Annotated in this window: 25 protein-coding genes and 1 riboswitch; of the genes, 7 read left to right on the top strand and 18 right to left on the bottom strand. The window is 62.0% G+C overall.

Annotated elements, in window-relative coordinates; translation table 11 throughout:
* Nucleotides 1-13: 13 nt before the first annotated feature.
* The 3 genes from Q1A91_RS06050 to metZ all read right to left on the bottom strand — a co-directional run bounded on the left by Q1A91_RS06050 (nt 14) and on the right by metZ (nt 2,820).
* On the bottom strand, nt 14-247 hold the full coding sequence (locus Q1A91_RS06050; protein WP_299874372.1) for a hypothetical protein: 234 nt from the start codon (nt 245-247) through the stop codon (nt 14-16).
* A 182-nt stretch (nt 248-429) separates the two neighbouring features.
* The gene (gene folE2 / locus Q1A91_RS06045) at nt 430-1,524 is read right to left on the bottom strand and encodes a GTP cyclohydrolase FolE2 (protein WP_299874370.1); all 1,095 of its coding nucleotides are present in this window, start codon (nt 1,522-1,524) and stop codon (nt 430-432) included.
* Between the two features lie 117 nt (nt 1,525-1,641).
* Nucleotides 1,642-2,820, bottom strand: coding sequence for an O-succinylhomoserine sulfhydrylase (metZ, locus tag Q1A91_RS06040; RefSeq protein WP_299874369.1), 1,179 nt, complete (start codon nt 2,818-2,820; stop codon nt 1,642-1,644).
* A gap of 64 nt (nt 2,821-2,884) precedes the next feature.
* Nucleotides 2,885-2,961: riboswitch (SAM riboswitch) on the bottom strand.
* A gap of 83 nt (nt 2,962-3,044) precedes the next feature.
* Between metZ and Q1A91_RS06035 the strand changes: the two genes are divergently transcribed.
* Both Q1A91_RS06035 and Q1A91_RS06030 read left to right on the top strand, forming a co-directional pair.
* Nucleotides 3,045-3,752: a glutathione S-transferase N-terminal domain-containing protein gene (locus Q1A91_RS06035; protein WP_299874367.1), complete on the top strand. Its 708-nt coding sequence runs from the start codon at nt 3,045-3,047 to the stop codon at nt 3,750-3,752.
* A gap of 95 nt (nt 3,753-3,847) precedes the next feature.
* Entirely contained in the window at nt 3,848-4,564 is a 717-nt protein-coding gene (locus Q1A91_RS06030) for a cyclic nucleotide-binding domain-containing protein (RefSeq protein WP_299874366.1), read from the top strand.
* Between the two features lie 2 nt (nt 4,565-4,566).
* Here Q1A91_RS06030 and Q1A91_RS06025 read toward each other — a convergent pair whose 3' ends face one another.
* The 4 genes from Q1A91_RS06025 to Q1A91_RS06010 form a co-directional block, all read right to left on the bottom strand.
* The gene (locus tag Q1A91_RS06025) at nt 4,567-5,172 is read right to left on the bottom strand and encodes an inner membrane-spanning protein YciB (protein ID WP_299874363.1); all 606 of its coding nucleotides are present in this window, start codon (nt 5,170-5,172) and stop codon (nt 4,567-4,569) included.
* 14 nt (nt 5,173-5,186) lie between these two features.
* Complete coding sequence (locus Q1A91_RS06020) at nt 5,187-6,089, bottom strand: DMT family transporter (protein ID WP_299874360.1); 903 nt, start codon at nt 6,087-6,089, stop codon at nt 5,187-5,189.
* Nucleotides 6,090-6,251: 162 nt separating this feature from the next.
* Entirely contained in the window at nt 6,252-7,676 is a 1,425-nt protein-coding gene (gene ftsY, locus Q1A91_RS06015; protein WP_299876125.1) for a signal recognition particle-docking protein FtsY, read from the bottom strand.
* A gap of 415 nt (nt 7,677-8,091) precedes the next feature.
* Nucleotides 8,092-9,804, bottom strand: a complete 1,713-nt coding sequence (locus Q1A91_RS06010) for an NAD(P)H-dependent oxidoreductase subunit E (protein ID WP_299874357.1) — start codon at nt 9,802-9,804, stop codon at nt 8,092-8,094.
* Between the two features lie 169 nt (nt 9,805-9,973).
* Here Q1A91_RS06010 and Q1A91_RS06005 point away from each other — a divergent pair, with 169 nt between their 5' ends.
* Both Q1A91_RS06005 and Q1A91_RS06000 read left to right on the top strand, forming a co-directional pair.
* Entirely contained in the window at nt 9,974-10,984 is a 1,011-nt protein-coding gene (locus Q1A91_RS06005; protein WP_299876124.1) for an alkane 1-monooxygenase, read from the top strand.
* 49 nt (nt 10,985-11,033) lie between these two features.
* Nucleotides 11,034-11,435 carry a hypothetical protein gene (locus Q1A91_RS06000; RefSeq protein ID WP_299874354.1) on the top strand — a complete coding sequence of 134 codons (402 nt, stop codon included), beginning with the start codon at nt 11,034-11,036 and terminating at the stop codon, nt 11,433-11,435.
* A 138-nt stretch (nt 11,436-11,573) separates the two neighbouring features.
* Here the strand turns inward: Q1A91_RS06000 and xseA are convergent, their stop codons facing one another.
* Nucleotides 11,574-13,115: an exodeoxyribonuclease VII large subunit gene (xseA, locus tag Q1A91_RS05995; protein WP_299874351.1), complete on the bottom strand. Its 1,542-nt coding sequence runs from the start codon at nt 13,113-13,115 to the stop codon at nt 11,574-11,576.
* Nucleotides 13,116-13,183: 68 nt separating this feature from the next.
* Between xseA and purD the strand changes: the two genes are divergently transcribed.
* The gene (purD, locus tag Q1A91_RS05990) at nt 13,184-14,446 is read left to right on the top strand and encodes a phosphoribosylamine--glycine ligase (protein WP_299874348.1); all 1,263 of its coding nucleotides are present in this window, start codon (nt 13,184-13,186) and stop codon (nt 14,444-14,446) included.
* A gap of 130 nt (nt 14,447-14,576) precedes the next feature.
* Here the strand turns inward: purD and Q1A91_RS05985 are convergent, their stop codons facing one another.
* From Q1A91_RS05985 to Q1A91_RS05975, 3 genes are read right to left on the bottom strand one after another with little or no spacing between them, the layout of a single operon-like run.
* Nucleotides 14,577-14,966, bottom strand: coding sequence for a hypothetical protein (locus tag Q1A91_RS05985; RefSeq protein WP_299874346.1), 390 nt, complete (start codon nt 14,964-14,966; stop codon nt 14,577-14,579).
* Complete coding sequence (locus tag Q1A91_RS05980; protein ID WP_299874343.1) at nt 14,963-15,670, bottom strand: VCBS repeat-containing protein; 708 nt, start codon at nt 15,668-15,670, stop codon at nt 14,963-14,965. The genes Q1A91_RS05985 and Q1A91_RS05980 overlap by 4 nt, the downstream gene beginning before the upstream one ends.
* Nucleotides 15,670-15,993: a 2Fe-2S iron-sulfur cluster-binding protein gene (locus tag Q1A91_RS05975; RefSeq protein ID WP_299874340.1), complete on the bottom strand. Its 324-nt coding sequence runs from the start codon at nt 15,991-15,993 to the stop codon at nt 15,670-15,672. The genes Q1A91_RS05980 and Q1A91_RS05975 overlap by 1 nt, the downstream gene beginning before the upstream one ends.
* Nucleotides 15,994-16,171: 178 nt before the next feature.
* Between Q1A91_RS05975 and Q1A91_RS05970 the strand changes: the two genes are divergently transcribed.
* On the top strand, nt 16,172-16,723 hold the full coding sequence (locus tag Q1A91_RS05970; protein WP_299874337.1) for a peptidoglycan-binding domain-containing protein: 552 nt from the start codon (nt 16,172-16,174) through the stop codon (nt 16,721-16,723).
* A gap of 57 nt (nt 16,724-16,780) precedes the next feature.
* Here the strand turns inward: Q1A91_RS05970 and Q1A91_RS05965 are convergent, their stop codons facing one another.
* The 7 genes from Q1A91_RS05965 to Q1A91_RS05935 all read right to left on the bottom strand — a co-directional run bounded on the left by Q1A91_RS05965 (nt 16,781) and on the right by Q1A91_RS05935 (nt 24,010).
* Nucleotides 16,781-18,190, bottom strand: a complete 1,410-nt coding sequence (locus Q1A91_RS05965) for a DegQ family serine endoprotease (protein ID WP_299876123.1) — start codon at nt 18,188-18,190, stop codon at nt 16,781-16,783.
* 280 nt (nt 18,191-18,470) lie between these two features.
* Entirely contained in the window at nt 18,471-18,665 is a 195-nt protein-coding gene (locus Q1A91_RS05960) for a DUF2065 domain-containing protein (RefSeq protein WP_299874334.1), read from the bottom strand.
* Complete coding sequence (gene hflC / locus Q1A91_RS05955; RefSeq protein WP_299874332.1) at nt 18,662-19,561, bottom strand: protease modulator HflC; 900 nt, start codon at nt 19,559-19,561, stop codon at nt 18,662-18,664. The genes Q1A91_RS05960 and hflC overlap by 4 nt, the downstream gene beginning before the upstream one ends.
* Nucleotides 19,561-20,781: an FtsH protease activity modulator HflK gene (gene hflK, locus Q1A91_RS05950; RefSeq protein ID WP_299874329.1), complete on the bottom strand. Its 1,221-nt coding sequence runs from the start codon at nt 20,779-20,781 to the stop codon at nt 19,561-19,563. Before hflK ends, hflC begins: the two co-directional genes overlap by 1 nt.
* 73 nt (nt 20,782-20,854) lie before the next feature.
* The gene (locus Q1A91_RS05945) at nt 20,855-22,327 is read right to left on the bottom strand and encodes an FAD-dependent oxidoreductase (protein ID WP_299874327.1); all 1,473 of its coding nucleotides are present in this window, start codon (nt 22,325-22,327) and stop codon (nt 20,855-20,857) included.
* 156 nt (nt 22,328-22,483) lie between these two features.
* Nucleotides 22,484-23,272 carry a ribose-5-phosphate isomerase RpiA gene (gene rpiA / locus Q1A91_RS05940; protein ID WP_299874324.1) on the bottom strand — a complete coding sequence of 263 codons (789 nt, stop codon included), beginning with the start codon at nt 23,270-23,272 and terminating at the stop codon, nt 22,484-22,486.
* A 156-nt stretch (nt 23,273-23,428) separates the two neighbouring features.
* Complete coding sequence (locus Q1A91_RS05935; RefSeq protein ID WP_299874322.1) at nt 23,429-24,010, bottom strand: hypothetical protein; 582 nt, start codon at nt 24,008-24,010, stop codon at nt 23,429-23,431.
* Nucleotides 24,011-24,212: 202 nt separating this feature from the next.
* Here Q1A91_RS05935 and Q1A91_RS05930 point away from each other — a divergent pair, with 202 nt between their 5' ends.
* Complete coding sequence (locus Q1A91_RS05930) at nt 24,213-25,586, top strand: L-serine ammonia-lyase (protein WP_299874319.1); 1,374 nt, start codon at nt 24,213-24,215, stop codon at nt 25,584-25,586.
* Nucleotides 25,587-25,606: the final 20 nt, after the last annotated feature.

Here is a 25,606-nt window from a genome sequence, read left to right as displayed (position 1 = left end):
GTGTCAGCGGTGCTTAGAACCCGCGGCCGAAGGCATGTTCGATGATGTCTTCGCGTTTGATGTTCAGCGCCGCAAGCTCAGCATCAGATTTTGCCTGCAAAGCCTGTGCGTAGATCAGACGGCGGTTGCCTTCGGAGGATTCCATCAGCGCCTTGCCGACCGCGCGCAGGCCATGCCCGATGCGGTGTGTCAGATGCTGAAGCGTTTCCAGAGCGGTGGAACGGGGTGCGGATGCTTGATAGGCCATTGTAATTCCTTGAGGTTTTGTTGTCTCCCCCTCTGCACTCTAGATAGGGCATCACGGGGGCCAGAAGAACGCACAAATCTGCATACCCGCGACCCGCGTGGTGCAGACCTTGTGCAAACGTACAGACGCAAAAGGCCGGGCATCCCCTGCCCGGCCTTTCACATTTCGCTGAGGAGAGTTTCTTACCCGACGTGGAACAGCGTGCTGAACAGCCGTGGATCGATGCTGGCCATCTCAAACGTCGGCCCTTCGGTCAGGACGGAGATCGCATCATGGCTGTGCAGGCTTTCCTGATGACTGGCGACGACGCGGAAATCCTTGATGCGGGGTTCGGCCTGCAATTGTTCGCAGAACAGACGTGCGGCATCTTCGACGAAGATCGGGTTGGCGGCGTTCAGTTCGGCGAAGGCCTGCTCATCCTCGCGCTTGACCATGACTTGCGTCTCTGTCGGCACGGCGCGGCGGCAGGCTTCGATCAGTTCTTCGAACCACAGGCATTTGTGCTTGTCGTCCATCACCGCCGAAATCCGCGCGACGGAGCGTTGCGAATGGGGCGTGGCGAGCTGTCCGCGGGTGGCGCGGGCATGCTCGGACAGTTCCAGCGAACAGGGGCATGTGCTGGAATAGACGTAGTCGAGGTGGATCATGCGCTGGCGCACACCGTCCTTTTCCACCAGTTCCAGCGCCACATCATAGTATTGATAGCCCTGAAGGCCCGACCGCAGACTTGTTGTCTTCATCGGGAAGGAGAACCGCATCTGGATGCGGGCATCCATGCTTTCGAGATCGGTCTTGTAGTCATCAAGGGCGGCTTCGATCACGTCAAAGCTGAACGTCTGCTCTGCGTGTTTGTAAAAACTGCGCATGATGCGGGACATGTTGATGCCCTTCTTGTCGGCCTCAAGGCTGACAGACCCGGTGATGGAAGTCTCAAGGCTGAGATCGCCATTGTCGCGGGTGTGAAAGCGAATGGGCAGCCGGAAGTTGGAGATGCCAACGTGCTGGATCTGCGTCTTTGCGCCCCTGATCAGGCTCGACGGGCCGTTTTGCAGATCAGGCAATGTCGCTTTGTAATTGTCGCCCACGGCGAAATCGTCCGGGTACGTCCGCTTGAAATCGGGATAGGCCACTTCGTCCGACAGCAGGCGCGCCACGGCGGGATCCAGCCCCTCAATTTCGGAGGCCGAGGCCCCTGCGGCCCATTTTTTCAGCGTCGCAAGTGCTTCCTCTGCCTCTGATCGCTCAGGTGCTTTTTCAACAGAAGTGATTGCATTCATGGACTTGGCCCCCCTCTTCGGTGCGCAGGCTTTAAGTAGGGTGCGCATTCGAGATTACCAATTAAGATATGATATACCTCAATAGGCCAGTCCTAAGCCCATGCAAATGCGACACTTTCAATGCGATAATGCCTGGGTGAAATCCGCCTGAAGGTCACGGACATCTTCCAGACCGACAGAGATTCGCACCAATCCGGGTGTGATTCCCAGCGCATCCTTCTGATCCTGCGGCAGCCGCTGGTGCGTGGTGAACGCAGGCGGTGTCAGGATGGTTTTGGCATCGCCGAGGTTGTTGGAGATGATCGCAACCTTACAGGCATTGAGGAACCGATATGACCCCTCCTTGCCGCCTTTGACCTCAATCGCCAGCATCGTGCCGCCATCGCCCATCTGGCGCAGGGTCAGAGCGTGCTGGGGATGGCTGGGAAGGCCCGGATAGATCACGCGGGAAAGGTTTTCATGGCCCTCAAGCGCCGTGGCCAGTGCCAGCGCCGTGGCCGATTGCGCCTGAACCCGCAGGCGCATCGTTTCAAGCCCCTTGAGCATGATCCAGGCGGTAAAGGGGCTCATCGAGCCGCCGGTGTGCTTCATGTAAGGCTCAACCGTCTTGCGGATCATCTCCCGCGTGCCAAGGATCACCCCGCCCAGCGCACGGCCCTGCCCGTCGATGTGCTTGGTAGCGGAATAGATCACGATATCAGCGCCTTGCGCGACGGCCTTCGAGTAGATCGGCGTGGCGAAAACGTTGTCACAGACCACAATCGCGCCCTTGGCATGGGCCAGCTTCGAGACCGCTTCGATGTCCACCAGTTCAAGCGCCGGGTTGGAGAGGGATTCGAAGAAGACCGCGCGGGTGTCGGGCCGAATGGCGGCTTCCCACTGGTCCAGATCATGGCCATCGACAAAGGTCACTTCGACGCCGAACCGGGGCAGGATTTCCTCGGCGATATACAGGCACGAGCCGAACAGCGCGCGGGAGGACACCACATGATCGCCCGCCTTGACCAGCGACATCAGCGCGCCATTGACCGCTGCCATGCCGGAAGCCGTGGCAAAGGCGTCTTCGGTCCCTTCGAGGGAGGCGATGCGTTCTTCGAACATCTTGACGGTGGGGTTGCCATAGCGGGCGTAGATGAATTCATCCTCGCCCAGTGCTTCGAACCGCGCCTCAGCCTGTTCGGCGCTGTCATAAACAAAGCCCTGCGTCATGAAGATCGCCTCGGACACTTCGCCGTATTGGCTGCGGCGGGTGCCTGCATGCACCGCACGGGTGCCTTTTTGCCAGTCTTTACTCATTGTTCCATTCCAGTGGTCTCTGCCCCCGAGACGCAAAAAAACCCCAAACGCGGTCAAGCGAAAGGGGGCTTTCATCCTGACCTTTTAGCAGATTGTTTAACGTGGCCCGCAATCCGGTAACAAATCACCACGAGAATTGCTTTACGCCTCTGACCCGGTGTCGGTCAAGCCTTCACTCCTCCGGAAATCCTGTCAAACTCACCTGACCTTGCAGGAGACCACCTATGCCCGCCCCCATCGACCTTTACTACTGGCCCACCCCCAATGGTTGGAAAGTCTCCATCGCGTTGGAGGAAATGGGCCTGCCCTATGAAACCCATCTGATCAACATCGGCGCAGGCGATCAGTTTGCACCTGACTTCCTGAAGATCGCCCCCAACAACCGGATGCCCGCGATTGTGGACCCGGATGGGCCAGATGGCGCGCCGGTGTCGGTCTTTGAATCCGGGGCGATCCTGCAATACCTCGCGCGGAAAACCGGGACGTTTAATGGCAAGACAGAGCGGGACCGCATTGCGGTGGAGGAATGGTTGATGTGGCAGATGGGCGGTCTGGGCCCCATGGCCGGGCAAGCGCATCACTTCCTGAAGTACGCGCCAGCGATGGACCCGCCAAACGATCTGCCCTACGCCAAGGACCGCTACCGGAGCGAGACGGCGCGGCTTTACGGCGTGCTGGATCGGCAGTTGGCACAGGCCGAATACGTCGCGGGTGATTTCATCTCCATCGCGGATTTTGCGATCTGGGGCTGGGCGTCGCTTTGGGAAGGGCAGCAGCAGACGCTGGAAGACAAACCGCACATGGCCCGCTGGCTTGAGACGATGGGCGCACGGCCCGGTGTGCAACGCGGACGGGCGCTGTTTGCGGAGAAACGCGGCGATTTCTCCAAGGACAAAGGCGCACAGGACAAGCTGTTCACCCACAAAAAATAGTCGCCCGCACACAGAATTCTTTACGCAGGGAAAATTTCGATGCAAGCTCTGTCATCTTAGGTCGAGAGAGAGCGTTTTGCGTGTTTGAATATTTGATGAGTCCCGAGACGCTCGTCTATGTGGCCGGTGTTTTCTACATCCTGGGCCTGCTTATCATTAACCAGATTGTTCTGCGATTGATGGTGCTGACGGGCACGGGGTTTTATACGGTCTACTACGCGACCGTCGCGGATACGCCGCTTTGGGAAGCGATGTTCATTTCGATCATGATTGGGTTTGCGAATATATACGGTCTGGCGATCCTGCTGGCGGGTCGGTCACGGCTGGCCATTCCGCGCAAACATGCGGATATCTTTGATCAGTTCTACAGCATGAAACCGGGCGACTTTCGCATCCTGATGCGCAGTGCGCGGCGTTATGTGGCGGATACGGATCTGGTGTTGACTACGGAGGGGATGCCGCTGACGCGATTGTTCTATGTGGTGTCCGGGCACACGTCGATTGTCAAAAAGGGCGACAGTTTCAACGTGCCCGCAGGGGTGTTTGTGGGGGAGGTTGCATATCTGACCGGCGGGCCTGCCTCGGCCACTACAACGCTGGCTGCCGGGTCTGAAATACTGGAGTGGACGGGCGAGGACCTTGCGCGTGCATCGGCACGCTCTGCCCGGTTCAAGCTGGCGCTGGAATCGGTTCTGTCCCTTGATCTGGCACAGAAAGTTGCGCATTCGGTTGCGCCCAACTCTCCGCAGTGGCGCCCCGGTCTGCAAGAGCCGATGGTACAGGAGACGCAGGCCTTGCAGCAGGCGCAGTAGCGTCAGCTTTCGTCTTCAGAGACTGTATATTTCTCAAGCGCCACGATCTGCGTCCAAAGGAATAGAAACGTCACGATCGGAAAGCCAAAGGTTTCGATCTTGACCCAGGCATCGGTGGACATGGTGCGCCAGATCACTTCGTTGGCCACCCCCATCGCCACAAAGAACATCGTCAGCCTCCGGGTCAGCACCATCCAGCCTTGATCAGTCATCGGGATCACCTCGGACATGACATAGGCAAGATAGCTGCGCCCCCGCGCAAGCCCGATGCCGAGGATGATCGCAAAAATGCCATAAGCTATGGTTGTTTTCATCTTGAAAAACTTCTCGTCATTGAACCACCACGTCAGGGCACCAAAGAAGATAACAATGCAGGCTGTGAATACCTGCAACCGGCTGAGTTGTCCGGTCATGGCCCAGAGAATACCCATCGCGATCAACAAGATTGGCACGAAAATAAGGGTTGCCACGATAAACCCGCTGTAGTCTGTCCCGCCCCAGGTAAACACGTCATCGCGGATGCGCTGGTAGATCACGAAAAACAGCAAGGGCGGACCCAGTTCAAGCACATGCTTGAGGATGGGGTTGATGGTTTTGGGCTCAGCCATGCAGGGTCTCTCCTTTATCCGCCCATCTCAACTATCACAGCGCCTGCTGCGATCAATGCCATCAGGCCAAGACGTCGCGGCCCAACGGTTTCTTTGAGAAAAATCCAGCCGATCAGCGCGGCAAACACGGTTGAGGTTTCGCGCAGCACCGCCGCCTCGCCCACCTTGTCGAGCCGCGTTGCCATCATGATCGCGCCAAAGCTGAGGAAAGCGGTGATGCCGCCCACAAACCCACGCGCCAGAAGCGGGCCAAGAGCGGGGGCGTCCACCATCCGCCGCCAGCGCGCCGCCGCGATGAAAGGCATCACCAGCCCGTCAATCATGAAAAACCACGCAAGGAACGTGAACGGGTTCTGCGTGGCGCGGATGCCGTAGGCGTCATAGGTGGTGTAGAGTGCGACAAAGAGCCCGGTCAGCACGGCAATGCCAAGGGCGGCGTGCAGGGTGTCGCGTTCGGACACCAGAAACACCATGTTGTAGATCGCCAGCCCGAAGATACCCGCCAGCAGCACGGCCACCCCCAGCCATTGCACACCTGTGAAGCGTTCCTCAAAGATCAGATAGGCCCCGATCACCGCAAAGAGCGGCCCGGTGCCGCGCACCACCGGGTAGACGACCGTATAGGCCCCCTTGGTATAGGCCCAGGCTTGCAGGCATTTGTAGATGATGTGGATGGAAAAGGCGCCAAGGAAGATGACCCACATATGTGGCTCCGGCCAGGGCACGACAAAAAGCGCAAAGGGGGCAGCCATGATGCAATAGGCGAAATCAATCGCGCCCCGCGTCAGCCACGGATCATGCCGCCCCTTTTGCAGCGCGCCAAAGACCGCGTGCAGAAACGCCGCCATGATGGCGAGGCCAAGGGCAACCTGATGCCCGGTCTCGGTGCCTTCGATGGAGAGCAGCCAATCGGTCAAGACGTACCTTCACACAACCGCCGTCCCCAGGCCTTGTTGTTGGAATTGAGTTTAAAGGCCAAATGAAGCGCAGGTCCGGGCTTCATTTGGCCAATAAACTCATGCGCAGCCGTCGCGCCGGGCAGAAAGCTGAAGTCGGAAGGACGCCCCCGCGCGGGAGGTCTACCGTTCATTGCCCACCAGCGCGTCGGCAAATTCCTCTGGATCAAAGGGTGACAGATCATCGATCTGTTCGCCCACGCCGATGGCATGGATCGGCAGGCCGAATTTATCGGCCAGCGCCACCAGCACGCCGCCCTTGGCGGTGCCGTCAAGTTTGGTCATCACCAGCCCGGATACGTCCGAGATTTCCTGAAACGTTTTCACCTGACTGAGCGCGTTCTGGCCCGTTGTCGCATCCAGCACCAGCAGCGTGTTGTGGGGCGCGGTTTCGTCTTTCTTGCGGATGACACGGACGATCTTGGCCAGTTCCTCCATCAGGTCGCCGCGGTTCTGCAAGCGGCCGGCGGTGTCGATCAGCAGAAGGTCCGCCCCATCGGCCTGCGCCTGTGCCATCGCGTCAAAGGCAAGGCTGGCAGGGTCACTGCCCTGTGCGGCGGTCAGCACGGGCACGCCTGCGCGGTCCCCCCAGACCTGAAGCTGTTCCACCGCCGCCGCGCGGAAGGTGTCGCCTGCGGCAATCACCACCTTCTTACCTGCGGCACGGAACTGGCTGGCGAGTTTGCCAATCGTGGTGGTCTTGCCCGACCCGTTCACGCCGACCACCAGCACCACCTGCGGTGTCTTGGGGAAAAGCGGCAGGGGCCGGGCCACAGGCTCCATGATGCGGGCGACTTCGTCGGCCATCAGGGTTTTGATTTCAGCGACGCTCAATTTCTTGCCGAGCCGCCCTTCGGCCATGTTGGCGGTCACGCGCAGGGCGGTGTCCACGCCCATGTCAGCGGTGATCAGCAATTCTTCGAGCTGTTCGAGCATGTCGTCGTCCAGCGTCCGGCGCACGACGGTCTTGGGGGCGCTGCGGCCCATGAGACGGCCCAGCAAGCCGGGTTTCTTGGCGGGTTCGGAGGTCTCTTCTTCGTCCTCGATGAGGGAGGGGGCAACGGGGGTCAATGTTGTGTGCAAGGGGGCCGGGGCTGCGGGCTCGGGCACGGCTTCTGCGGCCAGACGCTGAGCTTCGGTTTCTTCGGCGACGCGGGCGGCTTCGGCTGCATCACGCTCTGCCTGGGCGCGCGCTTCTTGCGCGGCTTTCTGCTCTGCGTCCAGCCGGGCCTGCTCTGCCGCTTGGGCGCGCGCGGCTTCTTCAGCGGCGCGCCGGTCGGCGTCTTCCTGCGCCTTTTGCGCGGCAGCCACACGCGCCGCTTCATGGGCGGCGGCAAGGCGTGCCGCTTCGGCTTGTGCGGCGGCTTCTGCTTCGGCGGCAAGGCGGGCCTCTTCAGCAGCGCGGGCGGCGGCGGCTTCGGCTTCCTGACGGGCGGCTTCATCTGCGGCCGCGGCGCGTTCGGCGGCAAGGCGTGCTTCCTCGGCGGCGGCTTCCTCAGCGGCGCGGCGTCTTGCAGCCTCTGCGGCGGCGGCTTGTTCCTCTGCGATGCGGGCCGCTTCCTGTTGGGCAGCCAGACGCGCGGCTTCGGCGGCGGCTTCCTCCTCGGCGGCAACACGGGCGGCCTCTTCTGCCGCCAGCCGCTCGGCTTGCGCCTGCGCTTCCCGCGCCGCTTCCTGGCGGGCTTCTTCCTCTGCCGCCAGACGCGCCGCTTCCGCTTCGCGCGCCGCTGCCGCCTGACGCTCCGCCTCGGCTTCCGCCGCGCCCGTCTCTACGACAAGCGTTTCTTCCTCACCACCATCGCTGACGATCGCCTCCAACCCCTCATCAATCTTGGATGAGGATTTGAACAGCCGCTCTTTGAGCTTCTTGAAAAATGCCAAAGGGGGGTCTCCGCGCCAGTGAACTCAGGTCTTTGACCCGATGTATAAGCTGGCGCGGTCAGATGGAAGGGCGCGCGGCCCTTCAGATTTCATCCGCGAAATGCTTCATCACCATGCGAATGGGGTTTGGTGCCGCCTGTCCCAGCCCGCAGATGGAGGCATCGACCATCGCAGTGGAGAGTTCCTCCAGCAGCGGCTGGTCCCATGTATCGGCCTGCATCAGCTTCACGGCCTTCTCACACCCAACGCGGCAGGGTGTGCACTGGCCACAGCTTTCATCCTCGAAGAACCGCAGCATGTTGAGCGCAGCAGCGCGGGCGCTGTCGGTCTCAGAGAGGACGACGACCGCCGCAGACCCGATGAAGCTGCCGTGCGGTTGCAGTGTGTCAAAATCCAGCGGGATGTCGTGCATCGTCGCAGGCAGCAGACCTGAAGAGGGGCCGCCGGGTTGGTAGGCTTTGAACACATGGCCGTCGGCCATGCCGCCGCAGGCTTCGATGATGTCCGTAATCGTGGACCCCGCAGGCAACAGATGCACGCCCGGATTGGCCACACGGCCCGAGACGGAATAGCTGCGCAACCCCTTGCGGCCGTTCTTTTCGGTGCCCGAAAGCACTTCCGGCCCTTCCCGGCAGATGCGGGCAACCCAATGCAATGTCTCGATATTATGGACCAGCGTGGGCTGGCCAAAGACACCCACCTGCGCCACAAAAGGCGGGCGGTGGCGCGGCATGCCGCGTTTGCCTTCGATGCTTTCGATCATCGCGGATTCCTCACCGCAGATGTAGGCCCCTGCCCCGCGGCGCAGGTCGATGTAGCCCTTCTCGACGACGCCCGCCGCTTCAAGTGCGGCGATTTCCTTTGCCAGAATGTGCAGCACGGCGGGGTATTCGTCGCGCATGTAGATAAAGCAGGTCTCCGCCTCCACCGCCCATGCGGCGATCAGCATCCCCTCAAGGAAGAGATGCGGGACACGCTCAAGGTAGTAGCGGTCTTTAAAAGTGCCCGGCTCGCCTTCGTCCCCGTTTACAGCGAGGTAACGGGGGCCTGCGTTGGCGCGGACAAAGCCCCATTTCTTGCCCGACGGGAACCCGGCGCCGCCCAATCCGCGCAGGCCAGAGGACAGGACTTTTTCCTGCACGTCTTCCCAATTGCCGTTTTCCCGCAGGTCCTTGAGCGCGGCATAGCCGCCTTCGGCGGCATAGGCGTCATAGGTCTGATAGTCGGGGATCACCGCGTGGGTGTCCTTGGCGGCGATGGCGGCTTTGACCTTGTCCACATCGGCGTGGTCGATGTGCTTGTGGCCCAGTTCCAGCACCGGGGCCGTGTCGCAACGTCCCATGCAGGGTGCGCGCAGCACGCGGACTTCGGCGGCATCAAAGCCGTCTTCCAGCGCTTTCTTCAACTGCTGGGCGCCGGCCAGCTCACACGACAGGCTATCGCAGACGCGGATGGTCAGCGCGGGGGGTGGGGTTTCGCCTTCTTTGACCACGTCGAAATGGGCATAGAAGGTCGCAACTTCATAGACCTCGGCCATGGACATGCGCATCTCTTCGGCCAGCGCGCGCAGGTGGGCGGCGGACAGGCAGCCGTAGCGGTCCTGAATGAGGTGCAGGAATTCGATCAACAGATCGGCGCGGCGCGGCTGGTCGCCCAGCAGCTCCTGCACGTCGGACCATGCCTGATCTTCCAACTGGCGGCCCTTGGTATGGTGGCGACCCTTGCCTTTGCCGGATTTCCACACGCCTTTGCCGGGTGCGTCCCCACCCGCTTTTTTCCGATCATCCAGCGCCATGTGCCGCTCCTTTAGCTCTGCGTGGCCATTCCTACCAAAGCTATTCCATATCAGCGGATAAAAAACGACAGATTATCCACCCTTTGCGCGGCGGTTGCGCCATGATGTGTTCTTTGTCTCGCCCAATTTCGCCGATACGAAACTTCTGACCCGTAACGAGAGCCCGCCCATGCTGTGGTACGCCATCGCCAGCCTGACCCCTGCCGCGCTTCTGGCGCTGGCGTGCCTGTGGGGCGGTGTGTTTCCGCTGGCGGCAGTGCTGTCGATCACGGTGGTGGTGTTTTTTGCCGACAAGCTGACGCGGCAAGTGCCGGTGTCGGAGGCCGACGGGCGCGCGGTCAGCCTGACGCTGGCAGCGGCGCATTTCCCGCTGCTGGGGGTGGGCATCTGGGCGCTGGCGGCGGGGCCACATCTGGACCTGCTGGACAAGGTGTTGATCTTTACCGGGCTGGGGCTGTTTTTCGGCCAGATTTCAAATTCCAACGCGCATGAGCTTATCCACGCGCAGGCCCGCCCGCTGCGGCGGTTGGGGGCGGCGATCTATACATCCATGCTGCACGGGCACCACGTTTCCGCACATCTGCGGGTGCACCACGTCCATGCCGCGACGGATGCGGACCCCAATTCCGCCCGCGCAGGTGAAGGGTTCTGGCGCTATTGCCTGCGGGCCATGCGTGGGGAGTTTATGGCTGGCTTGCGGGCGGAAAACGCACACCGGTCGCGGGGCGGCAGGCGGCCCCCGCTCAGCCATCCATATGTGGGCTATGTGCTTGGCGGGATTGGGGTTCTCTCCCTTTCCTTCGCCTTTCTTGGTGGCAAGGGTCTGGCCATCCATCTTGGCATCGCGGCTTACGCACAGGTGCAGCTGCTGTTGTCGGATTATGTGCAGCATTACGGTCTGCGGCGGCAGATCCAGCCAAGCGGCAAGCCCGAACCCGTTGGTCCACAGCACAGCTGGAATGCGCCGAAGTGGTATTCATCGGCGATGATGCTGAACGCGCCACGCCATTCCGACCACCATATGCGGCCCGGCAAGGCCTTTCCCGCGCTCGAACTGGATGCGGACCGGATGCCGATGCTGCCCCATTCCCTGCCCGTGATGGCGGTGGTCGCGCTGGTCCCGCCGCTGTGGCGCCGGGTGATGGACCGCCGGGTCGCGCACTGGCAAAACCCCGCGTGAGGCGCTTTGGCATCTGGTCTCTGCCCCGTGGTCGTGGCAGGCTGATGCCATGATGATCAGATGTCTTGTTCTGTGCCTGAGCCTTGCCTTGTCCACGCCGATTGCGGCGCAATCGACCATGTCCGCGGAGGAGTTTGACACCTACACCCGCGGCAAGACGCTGTTTTATGGCCGGGGTGGCAGTGCCTACGGGGCGGAGATCTATCTGGACAACCGCCGCGTGCAGTGGTCGTTTCTGGATGGGGAATGCAAGGACGGGGAATGGTATGAGGCGGATGGGTTGATCTGTTTTGTCTATGAGGACAACCCCGACCCGCAATGCTGGAGTTTTGAACTGGGCGCGCGCGGTCTGATTGCGCGGTTTGAGAACAATCCCGAGACGACAGAGCTTTATGAGGCGCAGGACACGGATGAAGAGATGATCTGTCTGGGGCCGAGGATCGGCGTTTAGAGCAGCCGACCCAAAACCTGAGGGCCTCAGGTTTTGGGTTGGCTGCTCTGGGTATGATTTGAGGTTTTCCGGGGCGGAAAACCACAAGCCTCCGGCGGGGTTTTTAGAACCATTTGGAAGATGGGCCGGGTGCCTGTACTAAAAGAGGGTGCCCTGATCCTCTGGTTTGGTCTTGGTTTTCTTTGCGGCAGGCTTTGCCCCCAGTGTCATCCGGGCGTCGGCAAATTCAATTTCCAACGTTTGGGCGGCCTTGGCAGCCTTGGTTGAGGTGACCACAGCGCCATCACCCCGCACGACCGCATAGCCGCGTGCCAATGTGCCTTTGTAGCTGAGCGTTTCGCGCAGACGGTCCAGCGCGGTGATCCGGTCGCGCAAGGTGTTGATCCGGCGGGTGCCATTGTCAGACAGGCGGGTCACCAGCCGGCCAAAATCCTGCGCCTTGCGCTGTTGATCCTGCACCAGGGCTTCGGGGCGGAAGGCGCGGGCGCGGGTTTCAAAGCGGTCGCGCCGCGTGGCGACGCTGCGGTCCAGCGCCGGGCCAAGCCGGGCGGAGAGTTCGTGCAGGCGGCGACGGTCGTTTTCCACACGGCGCTGCAAGGTGGCGGCGCGCAATCCGCCCGAGACATCGGCCAGCCGGACGCGGCGGCGCTGGACGCCGGAGATGAGCGCGGGGCCCAATTGCTCTGACGCGCGGTCGAGGCGTTGGCGCGGGGTGTCCAGCAAGGCATCGGCACGCGGCAGGGCGCGGGCCATGTCGCGCAAGCGCTGGCCGCGTGTGGTGATGCCCTGGCTCACAAGCTGGCTCATCCGTGCGGCCTGCCCTTCGACCCAGGCGACCAGTTCGTGCCGCACGGGCACTGCCAGTTCCGCCGCCGCCGTCGGCGTGGGGGCGCGTTTGTCGGAGACAAAGTCGATCAGGGTGGTGTCCGTTTCGTGCCCCACGGCCGAGATTAGCGGAATCTCAGAAGCGGCAGCCGCGCGGGCCACGATTTCCTCGTTAAAGCCCCAGAGGTCTTCGACCGATCCACCACCCCGCGCGACAATCAGCAGATCCGGGCGTGGCATCGCGCCACCCGGCGTCATTGCGTTGAACCCAGCAATGGCGCGGGCCACTTCGGGCGCGCAGGCCTGCCCCTGCACCGCGACGGGCCAGACCAGCACCTTGCGCGGGAACCGGTCGCGCAGGCGGTGCATGATGTCGCGGATCACCACCCCTTGCAGGGAGGTCACGACGCCGATGATTTCAGGCAGATAGGGCAGCGGCTTTTTCAGCGCCTCATCAAACAGCCCTTCGGCAGCCAGCGCTTTTTTGCGTTTCTCCAGCAGGGCCATCAGCGCGCCTTCGCCGGCGATGGCGAGGCGCTGGGCGTTAAGCGCAAATTTGGACTGGAAGCCGGAGGCGGTCATTTTGCCTTCGGCCACGACTTCGGTGCCTTCCTCGGGGATCAGGCCCAGTTGCGGGATCTGACCTTTCCACGTCATGCACGACAGAACGGAGCGGTCGTCCTTGAGGTCGAAATACAAATGCCCCGAGCGGGCCTGCACCACGCGGCCCACCTCCCCCTTGATGCGGACCCAGCCGAGTTCGGATTCCACCAGTTTCTTCACCGACCCCGCGATTTCGGAGACGGTGAATTCGGGGGTGTTTGACCCCGGCGTGGGGTCGTCGAGCAGGTCCATGGGGCGTCCTTGTATCTGGCGTTGTGCCAGCTTAGAACGCGGGGCATTGAAGGCCAAGGGAGAGCGCGATGAACATCCTCATTTTAGGCAGTGGTGGACGCGAACATGCGCTGGCCTGGGCGGTGATGCAGAACCCCAAGTGCGACCGTCTGGTGGTGGCACCGGGCAATGCCGGGATTGCAGCGATTGCGGATTGTGCGGATCTGGACATTCTCAACGGCATTGCGGTGGTGAGTTTCTGCGAGGAACGCAGCATTGATTTTGTGATCATAGGGCCGGAGGCGCCGCTGGCCGCGGGTGTGGCCGATGATCTGCGCAACGCCGGGTTCAAGGTCTTCGGGCCCTCGGCGGCGGCGGCGCAGTTGGAGGCCTCCAAGGCCTTCACCAAAGAGATCTGCGATGCTGCACAGGCGCCGACGGCGGCCTATGGTCATTTCACCGATGCGGCATCGGCTTTGGCTTATGTGGCCGCGCAAGGCGCGCCGATTGTGATCAAGGCCGATGGGCTGGCAGCAGGCAAAGGCGTGATCATTGCGATGACGGATGCGGAAGCGCAGGCGGCGGTTGAGACCATGTTTGACGGCGCTTTTGGCGATGCGGGCGCAGAGGTGGTGATCGAGGAATTCATGGAAGGCGAGGAGGCGTCATTCTTTGTGCTCTGCGATGGGGAGGATGTGCTGCCGATTGGCACGGCGCAGGACCACAAGCGTGTGGGGGACGGGGATACCGGGCCAAACACGGGCGGCATGGGGGCGTATTCCCCCGCGCCCGTCTTGAGCGACGCAATTGCAGAGCGCGCTCTGGCGGAAATCGTGCGGCCCACCATGGCAGAGATGGCGCGGCGGGGGATGCCCTATCAGGGGGTTCTGTACGTTGGATTGATGATCAAGGACGGCGCTCCGCGCCTGGTGGAATACAACGTGCGCTTTGGGGATCCGGAGTGTCAGGTGTTGATGATGCGGCTGGGCGCGCAGGCCTTTGACCTGATGCAGGCCTGTGCGGAAGGCCGGTTGGCCGAGATGCAGGTGAACTGGGCGGAAGATCATGCGATCAGCGTGGTGATGGCGGCCAATGGCTATCCGGGCAGTTACGCCAAGGGCAGCGTCATTGGTGGGCTGGATGCCGTGCCGGAAGACAGCGCCAACATGGTGTTTCACGCAGGCACGGGGCGATCCGGCGGGGATATCGTGGCCACGGGGGGGCGGGTGTTGAACGTCACCGCACGGGGGGCGTCGCTGGCAGAGGCGCAGGCACGGGCCTATGCGATGGTCGACCAGATCGACTGGGCGGATGGATTTTGCAGGCGTGACATCGGGTGGCGGGCGCTTTGAGCGCAGATGTATCCTGCAGGGCTGGTGTGGCGGGTTGAAATTTTCTGAAGAAGAAAATTTCAAGGCCTGCGGCTGCTCTAGGGCCAAAAAGAGAGGGGGCGGCGGTGCTCCCACGGGCCGGAGGGTCCGTTCACGAAAGCGGCGCGTCTTCACAGATGACCGGTTGGCGGCTGACCTCCGTGACCTTTTGAATGTTGAATTGGGGGGAGATCAGCACGGTCAGGCCCTGCTGATCATAGGGCACCCAGCAGTGTTCGGGTGTGGGCAGGTCTTCGTAGATGAAACAGACCTGCGGCCCGCGCACTTCGATCCTGCCGTAGGTGCAGGTGCCATCCGGCGTTGCCCAGACCGTGCGCGCGCGGCTGAGGAATTGTTCCACGCCGACAACGCCGCCATAGGGGTAAAGCTCAAACGTCAGGGTGCGTTGATCGGCACGGTCGAGGAAAGCGTCGGGGGTGATTTGTTCCTGCGCCTCAGCCGCACGGGCCAGCGCAAGGATCAGGCAGAGCGCGCGGATCATTTGCAGGCAAGCGCCTTTGCGAAGCTCTGGCGGTTCTGGTGGGGTCCGATGTCGGTGACTTTGAACGCCTCCCCGTCGAAAGTCACGGCCACGAGACGCGCCCAATCGGCGGTGGCGAGGATCATTTCAGGCGCGCCTGCACAGCTGCGGATGCCGCCCGCGATGTCACGTTCCCCGATGCGGTGATTGGTCAGCCCGCCCAGCGCGGCGGCATGGCGCAGCCTGCCACCCTCAAAGCGCCAGACCCGCAGTGTCCTGGCGAGGTGTGGGCGGTCGATATAGGCCACTTCGATCACACCGTCCCCGTCCAGGTCCGCCGCCCCGATGGGCGCAAGCCAGCGGTTGCGCTGGCCGATGTGGGGTGTCTCATCCAGTTTGCCGGTGGCGCCATAAACGGCAAGCGCGCCGCCCTGATAGACGTCCGTTTCGACCACGACGACCTCGGGCGATCCGTCGCCGGTCAGGTCCCACAGGCGGGGGGCAACATCCTCAAATACATGATCTTCGGGCAGGTCGATGCGCAGGGTCCGGGTTTCCCCGTCGCGGGCGACGTCGATCTCAAGCGTGCCCCATTCGATGGCATCGCCAAGAATGCCGTGGGCATAGCGATCTGTTGGCCCTGTGAACCGGGCGTCGGTGATGGTCTGCGCCGTGGCCCCGAAAGTGCCCAGCGCAAGCCATGTCACCGCCGCCCAGAGGCGCATCAGATCTGTTTTTCCGGCATCTGCACGCGCAGCCCATCCAGCGCATCCGTGACCTTGAGCTGGCAGGTCAGGCGGGAGCGGGTGGGGTCGGCTTCATAGGCGAAGTCGAGCATGTCGTCTTCCATGTCGTCCTTGGCGGGCAATTTGTCGACCCAGGCCGGATCCACGTAGACATGGCAGGTGGAGCAGGCACAGGCACCGCCGCAATCGGCTTCGATGCCGGGAATGTTGTTGTCGCGTGCGCCTTCCATGACCGTCAGGCCGTTGGCCACATCCACCACGTGCTCCGTGCCGTTGTGTTCTACATAGGTGATCTTGGCCATCTGGGGCGCCCTTCTGCTAATGATCTCGTGCAGGTGTATGTAACGCTGACCCTGCGGGTCTGCCAGTCCTTTTGTGGCAATGCCTTTCCGCCGCCGCAGGTTGGCGCAAAGCCCGCTAGGCAGGACCGGGCAAAGCCGTTAGGCTGGCGCAAAAGGCAGACCCATGAGGCATTGGGCCATGACACAGGCATCCATGACATTCGCACGGCCCAAGGCTGTGATCCTGGCGTTCGGGCTGGGGGTGCTGGCCGGGTGTGAGACGGAAGCTCCCGCGGTGGAGGCCCCCGAACCCGGTGTGCTGGAAGCCACGCGCAATGGCCCTGACGGGGCGGCACCGGGCAGCTGCTGGGGCCGCACCGTCAGCCCTGCGGTGGTGGAGCAGGTGCGCGAGCAGGTGCAGGTCAGCCCGGCAGAGGTGAGCGTGGATGGCACGATCACCAAGCTGCCGGTCTTTCGCAACGAGGTGCGGGAGCAGATCGTCACGCCGCGTCGGGACAATTGGTTCGAAACCCCTTGCCCCGAAGTGATGACGCCCGCCTTTGTGGAAACCTTGCAGCGGGCCTTGGCGGTGCGCGGCTTCTACGCCGGTCCTGTCACCGGCCAGATGGATGCCGCGACGCGGGCCGCGGTGTTACAGTTGCAATCGAGCGAGGGCTTGCCCTCCGGCGTGCTGTCGCTGGCCACGGCGCGGCAATTGGGATTGGTAGCCGTCGAACTGGTGGCAGAGTAGTGCCACAAAAAAGGGCGCCTGCGGGGCGCCCTTCTGGTGGTTGTCAAAGGTCTCGGATTACTCCGGCAGGCTGAGCGCCACAAAGCGGGGGTCGCCTGCGCGGCGCACTAGCAGCAACAGAGATTTGCGCCCTGCGTCCTTCGCAGCTTTGATCCGCTCTTCGAGGTTGGCGATGCTTGCCACTTTCTGCTGACCTGCCTCGGTGATGATATCACCCACCCGGAGACCTTTTTCAAAGGCTTCAGAAGTCTCGTCGATGTCTGTCACGGCAAGACCGGCCATACCGGCATCCGCCCCCAGTTCTTCGCGGATTTCATCCGTGAGCGGTGTCAGCGTCAGGCCCATCATGGTGGCGGTTGCAGGTGCCTCGGGCTCATCCGGGGTGGTTTGTGCGGCGGGTGTTGCGCCATTGGCGTCTTCGCGGCGGCCCAGCACAACCTTGATCGTCTGGCTCTTGCCCTCGCGCAGGACGGTCACCCGCACGGAAGCGCCCACAGCGGAGTTGCCAACCTGACGGACAAGACCGCGTGTGTCGGCCACATCGACGCCGTCAAAGGACAGGATCACGTCGCCGGTTTCCAGACCGGCGTCCTTGGCCGGACCATCCGGCACGTCGGTGATCAGCGCGCCTGCGGCTTTCTCCAGCCCCAGACCTTCGGCGATGTCATCGGTCACGTCCTGGATGCGCACACCCAGCCAGCCGCGCCGCGTTTCGCCGAATTCCTTCAACTGGTCGACCACGCGGGTCACCACGTTGGAGGCCATGGAAAAGCCGATGCCGATGGAACCGCCGTTGGGCGACAGGATCGCGGTGTTCACGCCGATCACGTCACCATCCATGTTAAAAAGCGGCCCGCCCGAGTTGCCGCGGTTGATGGCAGCATCGGTCTGAATGTAGTCGTCATAGGTGCCCGACAACGCCCGGTTGCGCGCAGACACGATGCCTGCGGAAACCGAAAACCCCTGCCCCAGCGGGTTGCCCATGGCGATGACCCAGTCGCCCACACGGGCGGTGTTGCTGTCGCCGAAAGTCACAAATGGCAGTGGCTTGTCGGCTTCGACTTTCAACAGCGCGATGTCGGTGTTGGGATCGGTACCGATCACCTTGGCTTCGAGTTCCTCACCAGAGAAGAATTCGATGGTGATCTCATCCGCGCCTTCGATGACGTGGTTGTTGGTCACCACATAGCCGTCTTCGGAAATCACAAAACCCGACCCCAGTGCAGACGACCGACGCGGGCGATTGCCCTGACCGTTGTTGTTGCGGTCCTGAAATTCGCGAAAGAAATCCTCAAAAGGAGAGCCTTCGGGCACGATGCCCTGCGGGCCGGTGCGCCCTTCGACCACCGTGGAGGTGGTGATGTTGACCACCGAGGGGCTGATCTGCTCAGCCAGGGGGGCCAGACTTTCGGGCTTCGCCCATGATGCCACCGCTTGCAAAACCACAAAGGTTGCTGCCAGCACCATCAGTGCAAGGGCTTGATAAACGGATCTGTTTGTTGTCGGACGGGCAGCGGTCTGTGCCACTGCCGGTTTGACCGGTGACTGCATGGGTCGTCTCCTGCTTTGTCGTCTTGGAGCTTACGCTCTGAACCTCTTGGGAGGCAGAGTGCCTGTTGGCCGTGTCTGCCGCAACACCAAAGATGTGGCCAGAATGGGCGTTTTCAAGCCACGGTGGGCACTGCCCGCCTTCACAAAAGCGATACGGCAGGGCTGTTTCTTGCAACAATTATTGCTCTGGCGGCGCTCAGAACCCGATCTGGAATGCCAGCCAGACAAAAGCGACGCCCACCACCACCACGATGCCACCGATCTGGCGGACCGCCTCTGTCGGCATCTGGCGCAGCATTTCCAGCATGCGTTCCAAAAGCGAAGGGGCCAGTGCGTACACCAGCCCCTCGAAAATCATCACCAACCCGAGGGCCAGCAGCAGAACGCTCACGGACGTTCGCCTTCCTCAGACCGGCTGCCCTGATCTGAGCGCAGGTAGTTGAAGAACTCCGAATCCGGCGACATCACCATGGTGGAGTTGGACCCTTTCAGGGCCTCCTCATATGCTGTCAGCGAACGATAGAACTCAAAGAACTCCTGATTGCGGCTGTAGGCTTCGGCAAAGATGCGGTTCCGTTCCGCGTCTGCCTCACCTTCGATGATCCGGGCATCCCGGCGCGCCTCTGACAGGATCTCTTCGTAGGTACGATCCGCAAGAGCCGTCACACGCTGCGCGGCTTCTGAACCACGGGCGCGTTCATCTGTCGCTTCCCGGTCCCGTTCCGCGATCATCCGCTGAAGGGTCGCGTCAAAGTTCTGCTCCGGCAGGTTGGTCTGGCGCAGGCGCACGTCCACCACCTTGAGGCCCAGCGCCTGTGCCCGACGGTCAGACCGTTCGCGGATCTGGTCCATCAGGGCAGAGCGTTCGGGGGACAGGATCGTGTTGGAGGTCACACCCTGCGAACCCAGAACGGCGCGGATCTGGGATTCCAGAATACCACTGAGGTCGCTGCGCGCCTGACGTTCGCCGCCCACACCAATCGCCTGACGGTACTGCACGATGTCGTCAATCCGGTAGAGCACGAAGGCGTCAATTTCCAGACGGCGGTCATCGGCAGGTGTGACTTCGATCAGCTCGGTTTCGAGCGAGAGGATACGGTCCTCGAACCGGACCACCTCGTCAAAGACCGACAGTTTGAAGCCGATGCCGGGTTCCGTCACGGTCTGTTTGATCTGGCCAAATCGCAGCACAAGAACCTTTTCACGTTCGTCCACGATAAAGATCGAGGACATCAGGCCAGCGATGATGATGACCAGGATGGGAATGAGAAAACCTGTTTTCCGCATCAGTTCGACCCTCCGCTGCTGCGTCGCAGTTCATTGAGCGGCAGATAGGGCACAACGCCCTGCGCCGCGCCGCCACCGGTGCCGCCTTCGAGGATGATCTTGTCCACGTCGCCCAGCACCTTCTGCATTGTTTCGAGATAGAGACGTTTGCGCGTCACTTCGGGGGCCTGCTCGTATTCCGCCAGAACAGCCGTGAACCGGCTTGCCTCACCGATGGCGTCATTGACGACACGGGCGCGATAGCCTTCGGCGGCTTCCAGCAATTGCGCGCTTTCACCCCGTGCTTCAGCGGTGCGCCGGTTGGCATAGGCATCCGCCTGACGCTCCACCCGGTCGCGTTCCTGTTCCGCTGCCTGAACGTCGCGGAAGGCGTCCACAACAGAAGCCTGGCTGGTGGTGCCATCGGCGTTGGTAACGACCACAGACTGGCTGGGCGGGTCCACCTTGTTCACGTTAACACGCAGCACGTTGATGCCGGTATTGCGGTTATCAAGGGTCAGCTGGATCAGTTCCTTGACCCGGTCGGCCACAGCACCACGGTCCCGGTTCAGGATCGGGGCCAGTTCGGACTGTGCAATGACTTCGCGCATGGCGGATTCAGAAATCGCCCGGACAGAAGCATCAGGATCGCGCAGCGAGAATTTGAAATCCTTCGCGTTCTTGATGTTCCAGACCACCTGAAAATCGATGTCGACGATGTTTTCGTCCGTGGTCAGCATCAAGCCATCGTTGTCAGAGGTGCCCCGCCCCACGCCGATCTCTTCGGTGCGGTTGGTGGTCACGTCGAAGACTTCTGCGGTCACCACGGGCCAAGGTGCAAAGTTCAGACCTTCGGTGCCGATGGAGGAGAATTCCCCCAGAAACAGTTCAATGGACTGCTGTTCCGGGCGCACGGTGTAGATGCTGGCAAAGAGCCAGGCTGCCGCGGCAACCAAGACACCCAGGCCCACAGTACCGCGAGTCAGCAACGGACCACCGCCGCCACCGCCACCGCCTGTCCCGTTGGGGCGATTTCCGCCACCGCCGCCCATCAGGACGCGCAGCTGCTCCTGGCCTTTCTTGACCAGTTCGTCGATCTCGGGGATCTGGGGCTTTTCGCCGCCGGGACCACGCCCGCCGCCGTTGCTCCCACGGTCGCCACCGCCACCATTGTTGCGGTCACCATCGCCACCTTTGTTGCCTCCGCCCCCTCCCCAGGGGCCGCCTGTGTTACCAGCCATATTGTCCTATATTCCCTTCATGTGCCGCATTGCGCGGCGCGTCCTATCAGAAATGTGCAGTATCCGATGAAAATCAAGCCGAACGCATCGGATTGCGCATGGTCACGAGTTCTTCGGACATGGTCGGATGCACCGCACATGTCATGTCGAATTGTTCTTTTGTCAGCCCTGCCTTGACCGCGATCCCCACCATCTGGATCAATTCCCCCGCCGCAGGTGCGACGATGTGACAGCCCAGCACGACCCGCGTGGCCTTGGACACGACGAGCTTCATCAACACCCGGTTGGGTTTGTCGGCAAAGGCGGTCTGCATCGGGCGGAAGGAGGTGCAGTAGATCTCAACCTCCTCCTGGGCGCGGGCATCTTCCTCGCTCAGGCCCACGGTGCCCATTTCGGGCTGGGTGAAAATCGCCGACGGGATCAGGTCATGGTCAACGGCTGTGGGTGTTCCACCAAAGACCGTCTGCACGAACGCCATCCCCTCGCGGATCGCCACAGGTGTCAACGCCACGCGGTTGGTCACATCACCAATAGCGTAGATCGACGGCACGGCGGTCTGTGAATATTCATTCACCACAACCTCCCCGCGCCTGCCCAAAGCGACACCCGCTTCCTCCAGCCCCATGTTGCGGGTCGACGGGTCCCGCCCGGTGGCAAACAGCACCATGTCAAAGACCTGCTCAGCGCCGGTGGTGGACTTGACCCAGATCGGCCCGGAGGCGCCCTTGCTGCCTGTCTGTGCGCGCAGCGCCAGCGCATCCTGCGCGGTGGCGCCCATGGAGGCGTCCGATCCGGTCGGGCTTGGACCCTCCTCATGGGACGCGGCGGGAGCCATCTCAAGGATGTTGGTGCCCAGATGCAGGTTCACGCCGTTCTCCCGCATGCTTTCCGCAACCAGCCCGCGCGCTTCCTCATCAAAGCCCCGCAGCACCTGTGCACCGCGGTAGTATTGCGTCACCTCGACACCAAGGCCATTGAAAATACACGCGAACTCACAGGCGATGTAGCCGCCGCCGATGATCAGGATCGACTTTGGCAGTGTGTCGAGGTGGAAGATGTCATCCGACACGATGCCAAGATCGGCATTGGGAATGTCCGGACGCACCGGGTAGCCGCCCGTCGCGACAAGGATATGCTTGGCGGTCTTTGTTGTCCCATCCGACAGCGCGACGGTATGGGCGTCTTTGACCGTGGCGCGCAGGTCAAACGTCTCCACATCCGAGCCCGACAGCAGCTTGCGATAAACCCCTTCAAGGCGGTCCAGCTCTGCGTTCATGCGCCCACGGAAAGCGTCCCAATCAAAGGGGCCGTCTTTCAGGTCCCAGCCATAGGCGCGCGCTTCCTCCACAACCTCGGCGTAGCCGGAGGCGAAGACCATCAGCTTTTTCGGAACACATCCCCGGATCACACATGTGCCGCCATAGCGGTCATCTTCGGCCAGCGCGACCTTTGCCCCATACTCCCCCGCAGCGACCCGCGCCGCACGCACGCCGCCGGAGCCGCCGCCAATCACAAATAGATCGTAGTCGAATGTGTCTTGCGCCAAGGTCTGTCTCCTGTGCCGGGCTGTGGTTGCGCGCCCTTATAGGTGCGGTGGCGTGCAATGGCCATATCAAGGCGGTGTTGCGGGCGCCACTGGCTGTTGTGGCAGAGCTGCCGCGCCCGATGGAGCAGGACATGGTCCGCGTGCGGCGCGCGCGTCCTACTCAGACAGGTCTGCGAAGAGGTTATCACTTTCCACGAAATCGAGCCGTTCTGTCGCCACCGTGCCTTCGTTGATGTCGCGCACATCGACCCGGCCGTCCCCATAGCCGATCACAACCGCGTCACAGATGTCGATGAACAACCCGTTTTCCACGACGCCCGGCATCTGGTTGAGCACCAGCGCCAATTGCCGCGCGTTGCCGATTCGATTGAGGTGCAGATCGAGGATGTGATTGCCCTCATCCGTGACAAACGGCGTGTCGCCGTTCATGCGCAGGCTGGTTGAGCGGCCCAGCACATCCATGCTAATCAGCGTCTCCTCCACCAGCGCCTGCGTGGTCTGCCAGCCGAAGGGGATCACTTCGATGGGCAAAGGGAAGCCGCCCAGATGCTCCACCTCTTTGCCGATGTCGGCGATCACCACCATCTGATCGCTGGCTGTGGCGACGATCTTTTCCTGCAACAATGCGCCGCCGCTGCCCTTGATGAGGTTCAGATCACCGTCGAATTCATCCGCGCCATCGATGGTCAGATCCAGCCATTTCGCTTCATCCAGGCTGATCACCTGAATGCCCACTTCACGCGCCAGCATCGCAGTCCGGGTCGAGGTGGGCACGCCACGGATTTTCAATCCATCCTCGCGGACCATTTCCCCCAGACAGCGCACCAGCCAGGCGGCGGTTGATCCGGTCCCCAATCCCACACGCATGCCATCCTCGACATATTGCGCGGCGCGTTTGGCAGCGACAAACTTTGCTTTGTCGATGGGGGAGAGTTCTCCGGACATGGGGCAGCTCCATTTATCGGTTTCAATCGTGGGTATAAGACCAATTGCCCGAAGGTGCGAGAGGCGAGAGGCGGGTTTTTTCCCGTTCAGTCGCCAGATGCTGGATGCACGCCTGCCTGTCAGTGGATTGCCAACCGCATTCATCCCTGCCCTGACCTATGTTGCTGCGCCAAGTATCCGCACCGCTGCCTTGAGTTCCGAAAGAGTTACGCGCGCGTCATTGTCCGTGTCAAACACCATCAGCGCGCGCATTGCATCCGCCGACGTGGCATCCAGCGCCGCGCGGGCCCGGAGATCGGCGTAGGCGCGCAGTTCGGGCCAGCTGACGGTTTCGTCATCATTGGTATCGGCGGCCATGTGCCAGCTGACGCGCCTGCCGCGCATCACGGCGCTGGACGCCGCAACGGCCACATCCAGTTCCCGCGGCTGCAGCGCCAGGTCGTTGTTCAGATCCAGTTCCAGCAAGCGGCGAAGTTCGCGGGCGCGCACACGGGCACGTTCCGCCATGATGGCGTCTTCGATCTGCGGGGCGCTCAGCCCATCCGCGCCGCCAAAGCCCAGAATGACACCCGCCGCTTCGGTCAGGAAACGGTCAGGCGCATGACGCAGGTCCTTGAGGACAGCGCCGGGGGTGCGCGCCTCAAGCGCGGTCATCAGGGCGGCGGCATCCTGAGCCAGCGCAGGATTCAATGGGGCCAGGGCCAGAACAGCAAAAAGCAGCGCAAACAGTTGTCTCATATGTCCAAGAGCTAGGCCAACAGGGTTAACAAATCCTTTCCCGAAAAGGCCGAACCCGTCTCATTCTCTCCTGAAGGGTCGTATACGGCACGCCGCGCCGGGCGTTCGATGGGCTAGGTCGTGTCAAGCTGTCGGCGCGGTTGCGAATCCTCTGCCGGACGGCGATACCCTTGATGATCTGTCTCCTAACACTGTGTGTCCCATGTTTCTTTCCGTCTTCGACATGTTCAAAGTGGGCATTGGCCCGTCTTCCTCCCATACGATGGGGCCCATGGTGGCTGCCGCGCGGTTTCTGGACCTGATGCGCGCCTCGCCCTTTCATTTCGCGGGGCTGCGCGCCTCGCTGCATGGATCGCTGGCCTTTACGGGCGTTGGCCATGCGACGGACCGCGCGACCATTCTGGGGCTGGCAGGGTTCACACCGGAAGACTACGACGCGGACAGGGCCGAGGAGACGCTGAAGGCGATCGACGAGACGCATCAGATCACCGTGGATGGCTTGCCGCCCTTGTCGTTCACGCCGAAAACTGACCTGATTTTCGACTATGAAACCCGGCTGGAGGGCCATGCCAATGGCATGATGCTGATGGCCACCGATGCACAAGGCGATGTGACCCTGCGGGAGACCTACTATTCCATCGGGGGTGGTTTTGTGATGACCGAGGCGGAACTTGCCGCTGGCAAGGACAGCGAAGAAGGCGCGCCGATCCCGTTCCCCTTCAAGTCCGCCACCGAAATGCTTGAAATGGCGTCACAATCGGGGAAGAGCATCGCCCAGATGAAACGCGCGAATGAGGTCGCCCGAAATGGGGAAATTCACCTCCGCGACGGTGCCAGGCGCCTCTGGCAGGTGATGAACGATTGTATTGACCGTGGGTTGACAACCGAAGGCATTCTGCCCGGCGGTCTGTCCGTGAAACGCCGCGCCAAGGGCATCCATGACGCGCTGATCGCGGAGCGGGGGCAGAACCAATCCGCGCCCCATACGATCAACGACTGGATGAGCGTTTATGCCATGGCCGTGAACGAGGAAAACGCCGCTGGCGGGCAGGTTGTGACAGCGCCCACCAATGGGGCGGCGGGCGTGATGCCCGCGACCTTGCGCTATTACCTCGACCATGTGCCGGGCGCCTCCACCGCGCATATCGAGGATTTTCTGCTGACCGCGGCGGCGATTGGCGGGTTGGTGAAATTCAACGCCTCGATCTCCGGCGCGGAAGCGGGCTGTCAGGCGGAAGTGGGATCGGCGGCAGCCATGTCGGCGGCAGGGCTGTGCGCCGTGATGGGCGGCACGCCGGAACAGGTTGAGAATGCAGCAGAGATTGCGCTGGAGCATCATCTGGGCATGACCTGCGATCCTGTCAAAGGGCTGGTGCAGGTGCCGTGTATAGAACGCAATGGGCTGGGCGCGATCAAGGCGGTCTCTGCCGCGTCATTGGCCCTGCGGGGCGACGGCACGCATCTTGTGCCGCTGGATGCCTGTATTGAGACCATGCGCCAGACCGGCGAAGACATGGCAGAGAAATACAAGGAAACCTCTCTTGGCGGATTGGCTGTCAACGTGCCCAACTGCTGAACCCGGCATTCCCTTCCCGG

Origin of the sequence: uncultured Sulfitobacter sp., assembly GCF_947500075.1 — a bacterium.
Classification (GTDB): Bacteria; Pseudomonadota; Alphaproteobacteria; order Rhodobacterales; family Rhodobacteraceae; genus Sulfitobacter.
Note: the sequence above shows the minus strand (reverse complement) of the source record. Positions and strands in the feature narration are given on the sequence as shown.

Excerpts from the sequence above, each read along its gene's own strand:
- Q1A91_RS06050 (WP_299874372.1), bottom strand. The coding sequence starts at position 247 with ATGGCCTATCAAGCATCCGCACCCCGTTCCACCGCTCTGGAAACGCTT.
- folE2 (WP_299874370.1), bottom strand. The coding sequence starts at position 1,524 with ATGAATGCAATCACTTCTGTTGAAAAAGCACCTGAGCGATCAGAGGCA.
- metZ (WP_299874369.1), bottom strand. The coding sequence starts at position 2,820 with ATGAGTAAAGACTGGCAAAAAGGCACCCGTGCGGTGCATGCAGGCACC.
- Q1A91_RS06035 (WP_299874367.1), top strand. The coding sequence starts at position 3,045 with ATGCCCGCCCCCATCGACCTTTACTACTGGCCCACCCCCAATGGTTGG.
- Q1A91_RS06030 (WP_299874366.1), top strand. The coding sequence starts at position 3,848 with ATGAGTCCCGAGACGCTCGTCTATGTGGCCGGTGTTTTCTACATCCTG.
- Q1A91_RS06025 (WP_299874363.1), bottom strand. The coding sequence starts at position 5,172 with ATGGCTGAGCCCAAAACCATCAACCCCATCCTCAAGCATGTGCTTGAA.
- Q1A91_RS06010 (WP_299874357.1), bottom strand. The coding sequence starts at position 9,804 with ATGGCGCTGGATGATCGGAAAAAAGCGGGTGGGGACGCACCCGGCAAA.
- Q1A91_RS06005 (WP_299876124.1), top strand. The coding sequence starts at position 9,974 with ATGCTGTGGTACGCCATCGCCAGCCTGACCCCTGCCGCGCTTCTGGCG.
- Q1A91_RS06000 (WP_299874354.1), top strand. The coding sequence starts at position 11,034 with ATGATGATCAGATGTCTTGTTCTGTGCCTGAGCCTTGCCTTGTCCACG.
- xseA (WP_299874351.1), bottom strand. The coding sequence starts at position 13,115 with ATGGACCTGCTCGACGACCCCACGCCGGGGTCAAACACCCCCGAATTC.
- purD (WP_299874348.1), top strand. The coding sequence starts at position 13,184 with ATGAACATCCTCATTTTAGGCAGTGGTGGACGCGAACATGCGCTGGCC.
- Q1A91_RS05985 (WP_299874346.1), bottom strand. The coding sequence starts at position 14,966 with ATGATCCGCGCGCTCTGCCTGATCCTTGCGCTGGCCCGTGCGGCTGAG.
- Q1A91_RS05980 (WP_299874343.1), bottom strand. The coding sequence starts at position 15,670 with ATGCGCCTCTGGGCGGCGGTGACATGGCTTGCGCTGGGCACTTTCGGG.
- Q1A91_RS05975 (WP_299874340.1), bottom strand. The coding sequence starts at position 15,993 with ATGGCCAAGATCACCTATGTAGAACACAACGGCACGGAGCACGTGGTG.
- Q1A91_RS05970 (WP_299874337.1), top strand. The coding sequence starts at position 16,172 with ATGACACAGGCATCCATGACATTCGCACGGCCCAAGGCTGTGATCCTG.
- Q1A91_RS05965 (WP_299876123.1), bottom strand. The coding sequence starts at position 18,190 with ATGGTGCTGGCAGCAACCTTTGTGGTTTTGCAAGCGGTGGCATCATGG.
- hflC (WP_299874332.1), bottom strand. The coding sequence starts at position 19,561 with ATGCGGAAAACAGGTTTTCTCATTCCCATCCTGGTCATCATCATCGCT.
- hflK (WP_299874329.1), bottom strand. The coding sequence starts at position 20,781 with ATGGCTGGTAACACAGGCGGCCCCTGGGGAGGGGGCGGAGGCAACAAA.
- rpiA (WP_299874324.1), bottom strand. The coding sequence starts at position 23,272 with ATGTCCGGAGAACTCTCCCCCATCGACAAAGCAAAGTTTGTCGCTGCC.
- Q1A91_RS05935 (WP_299874322.1), bottom strand. The coding sequence starts at position 24,010 with ATGAGACAACTGTTTGCGCTGCTTTTTGCTGTTCTGGCCCTGGCCCCA.
- Q1A91_RS05930 (WP_299874319.1), top strand. The coding sequence starts at position 24,213 with ATGTTTCTTTCCGTCTTCGACATGTTCAAAGTGGGCATTGGCCCGTCT.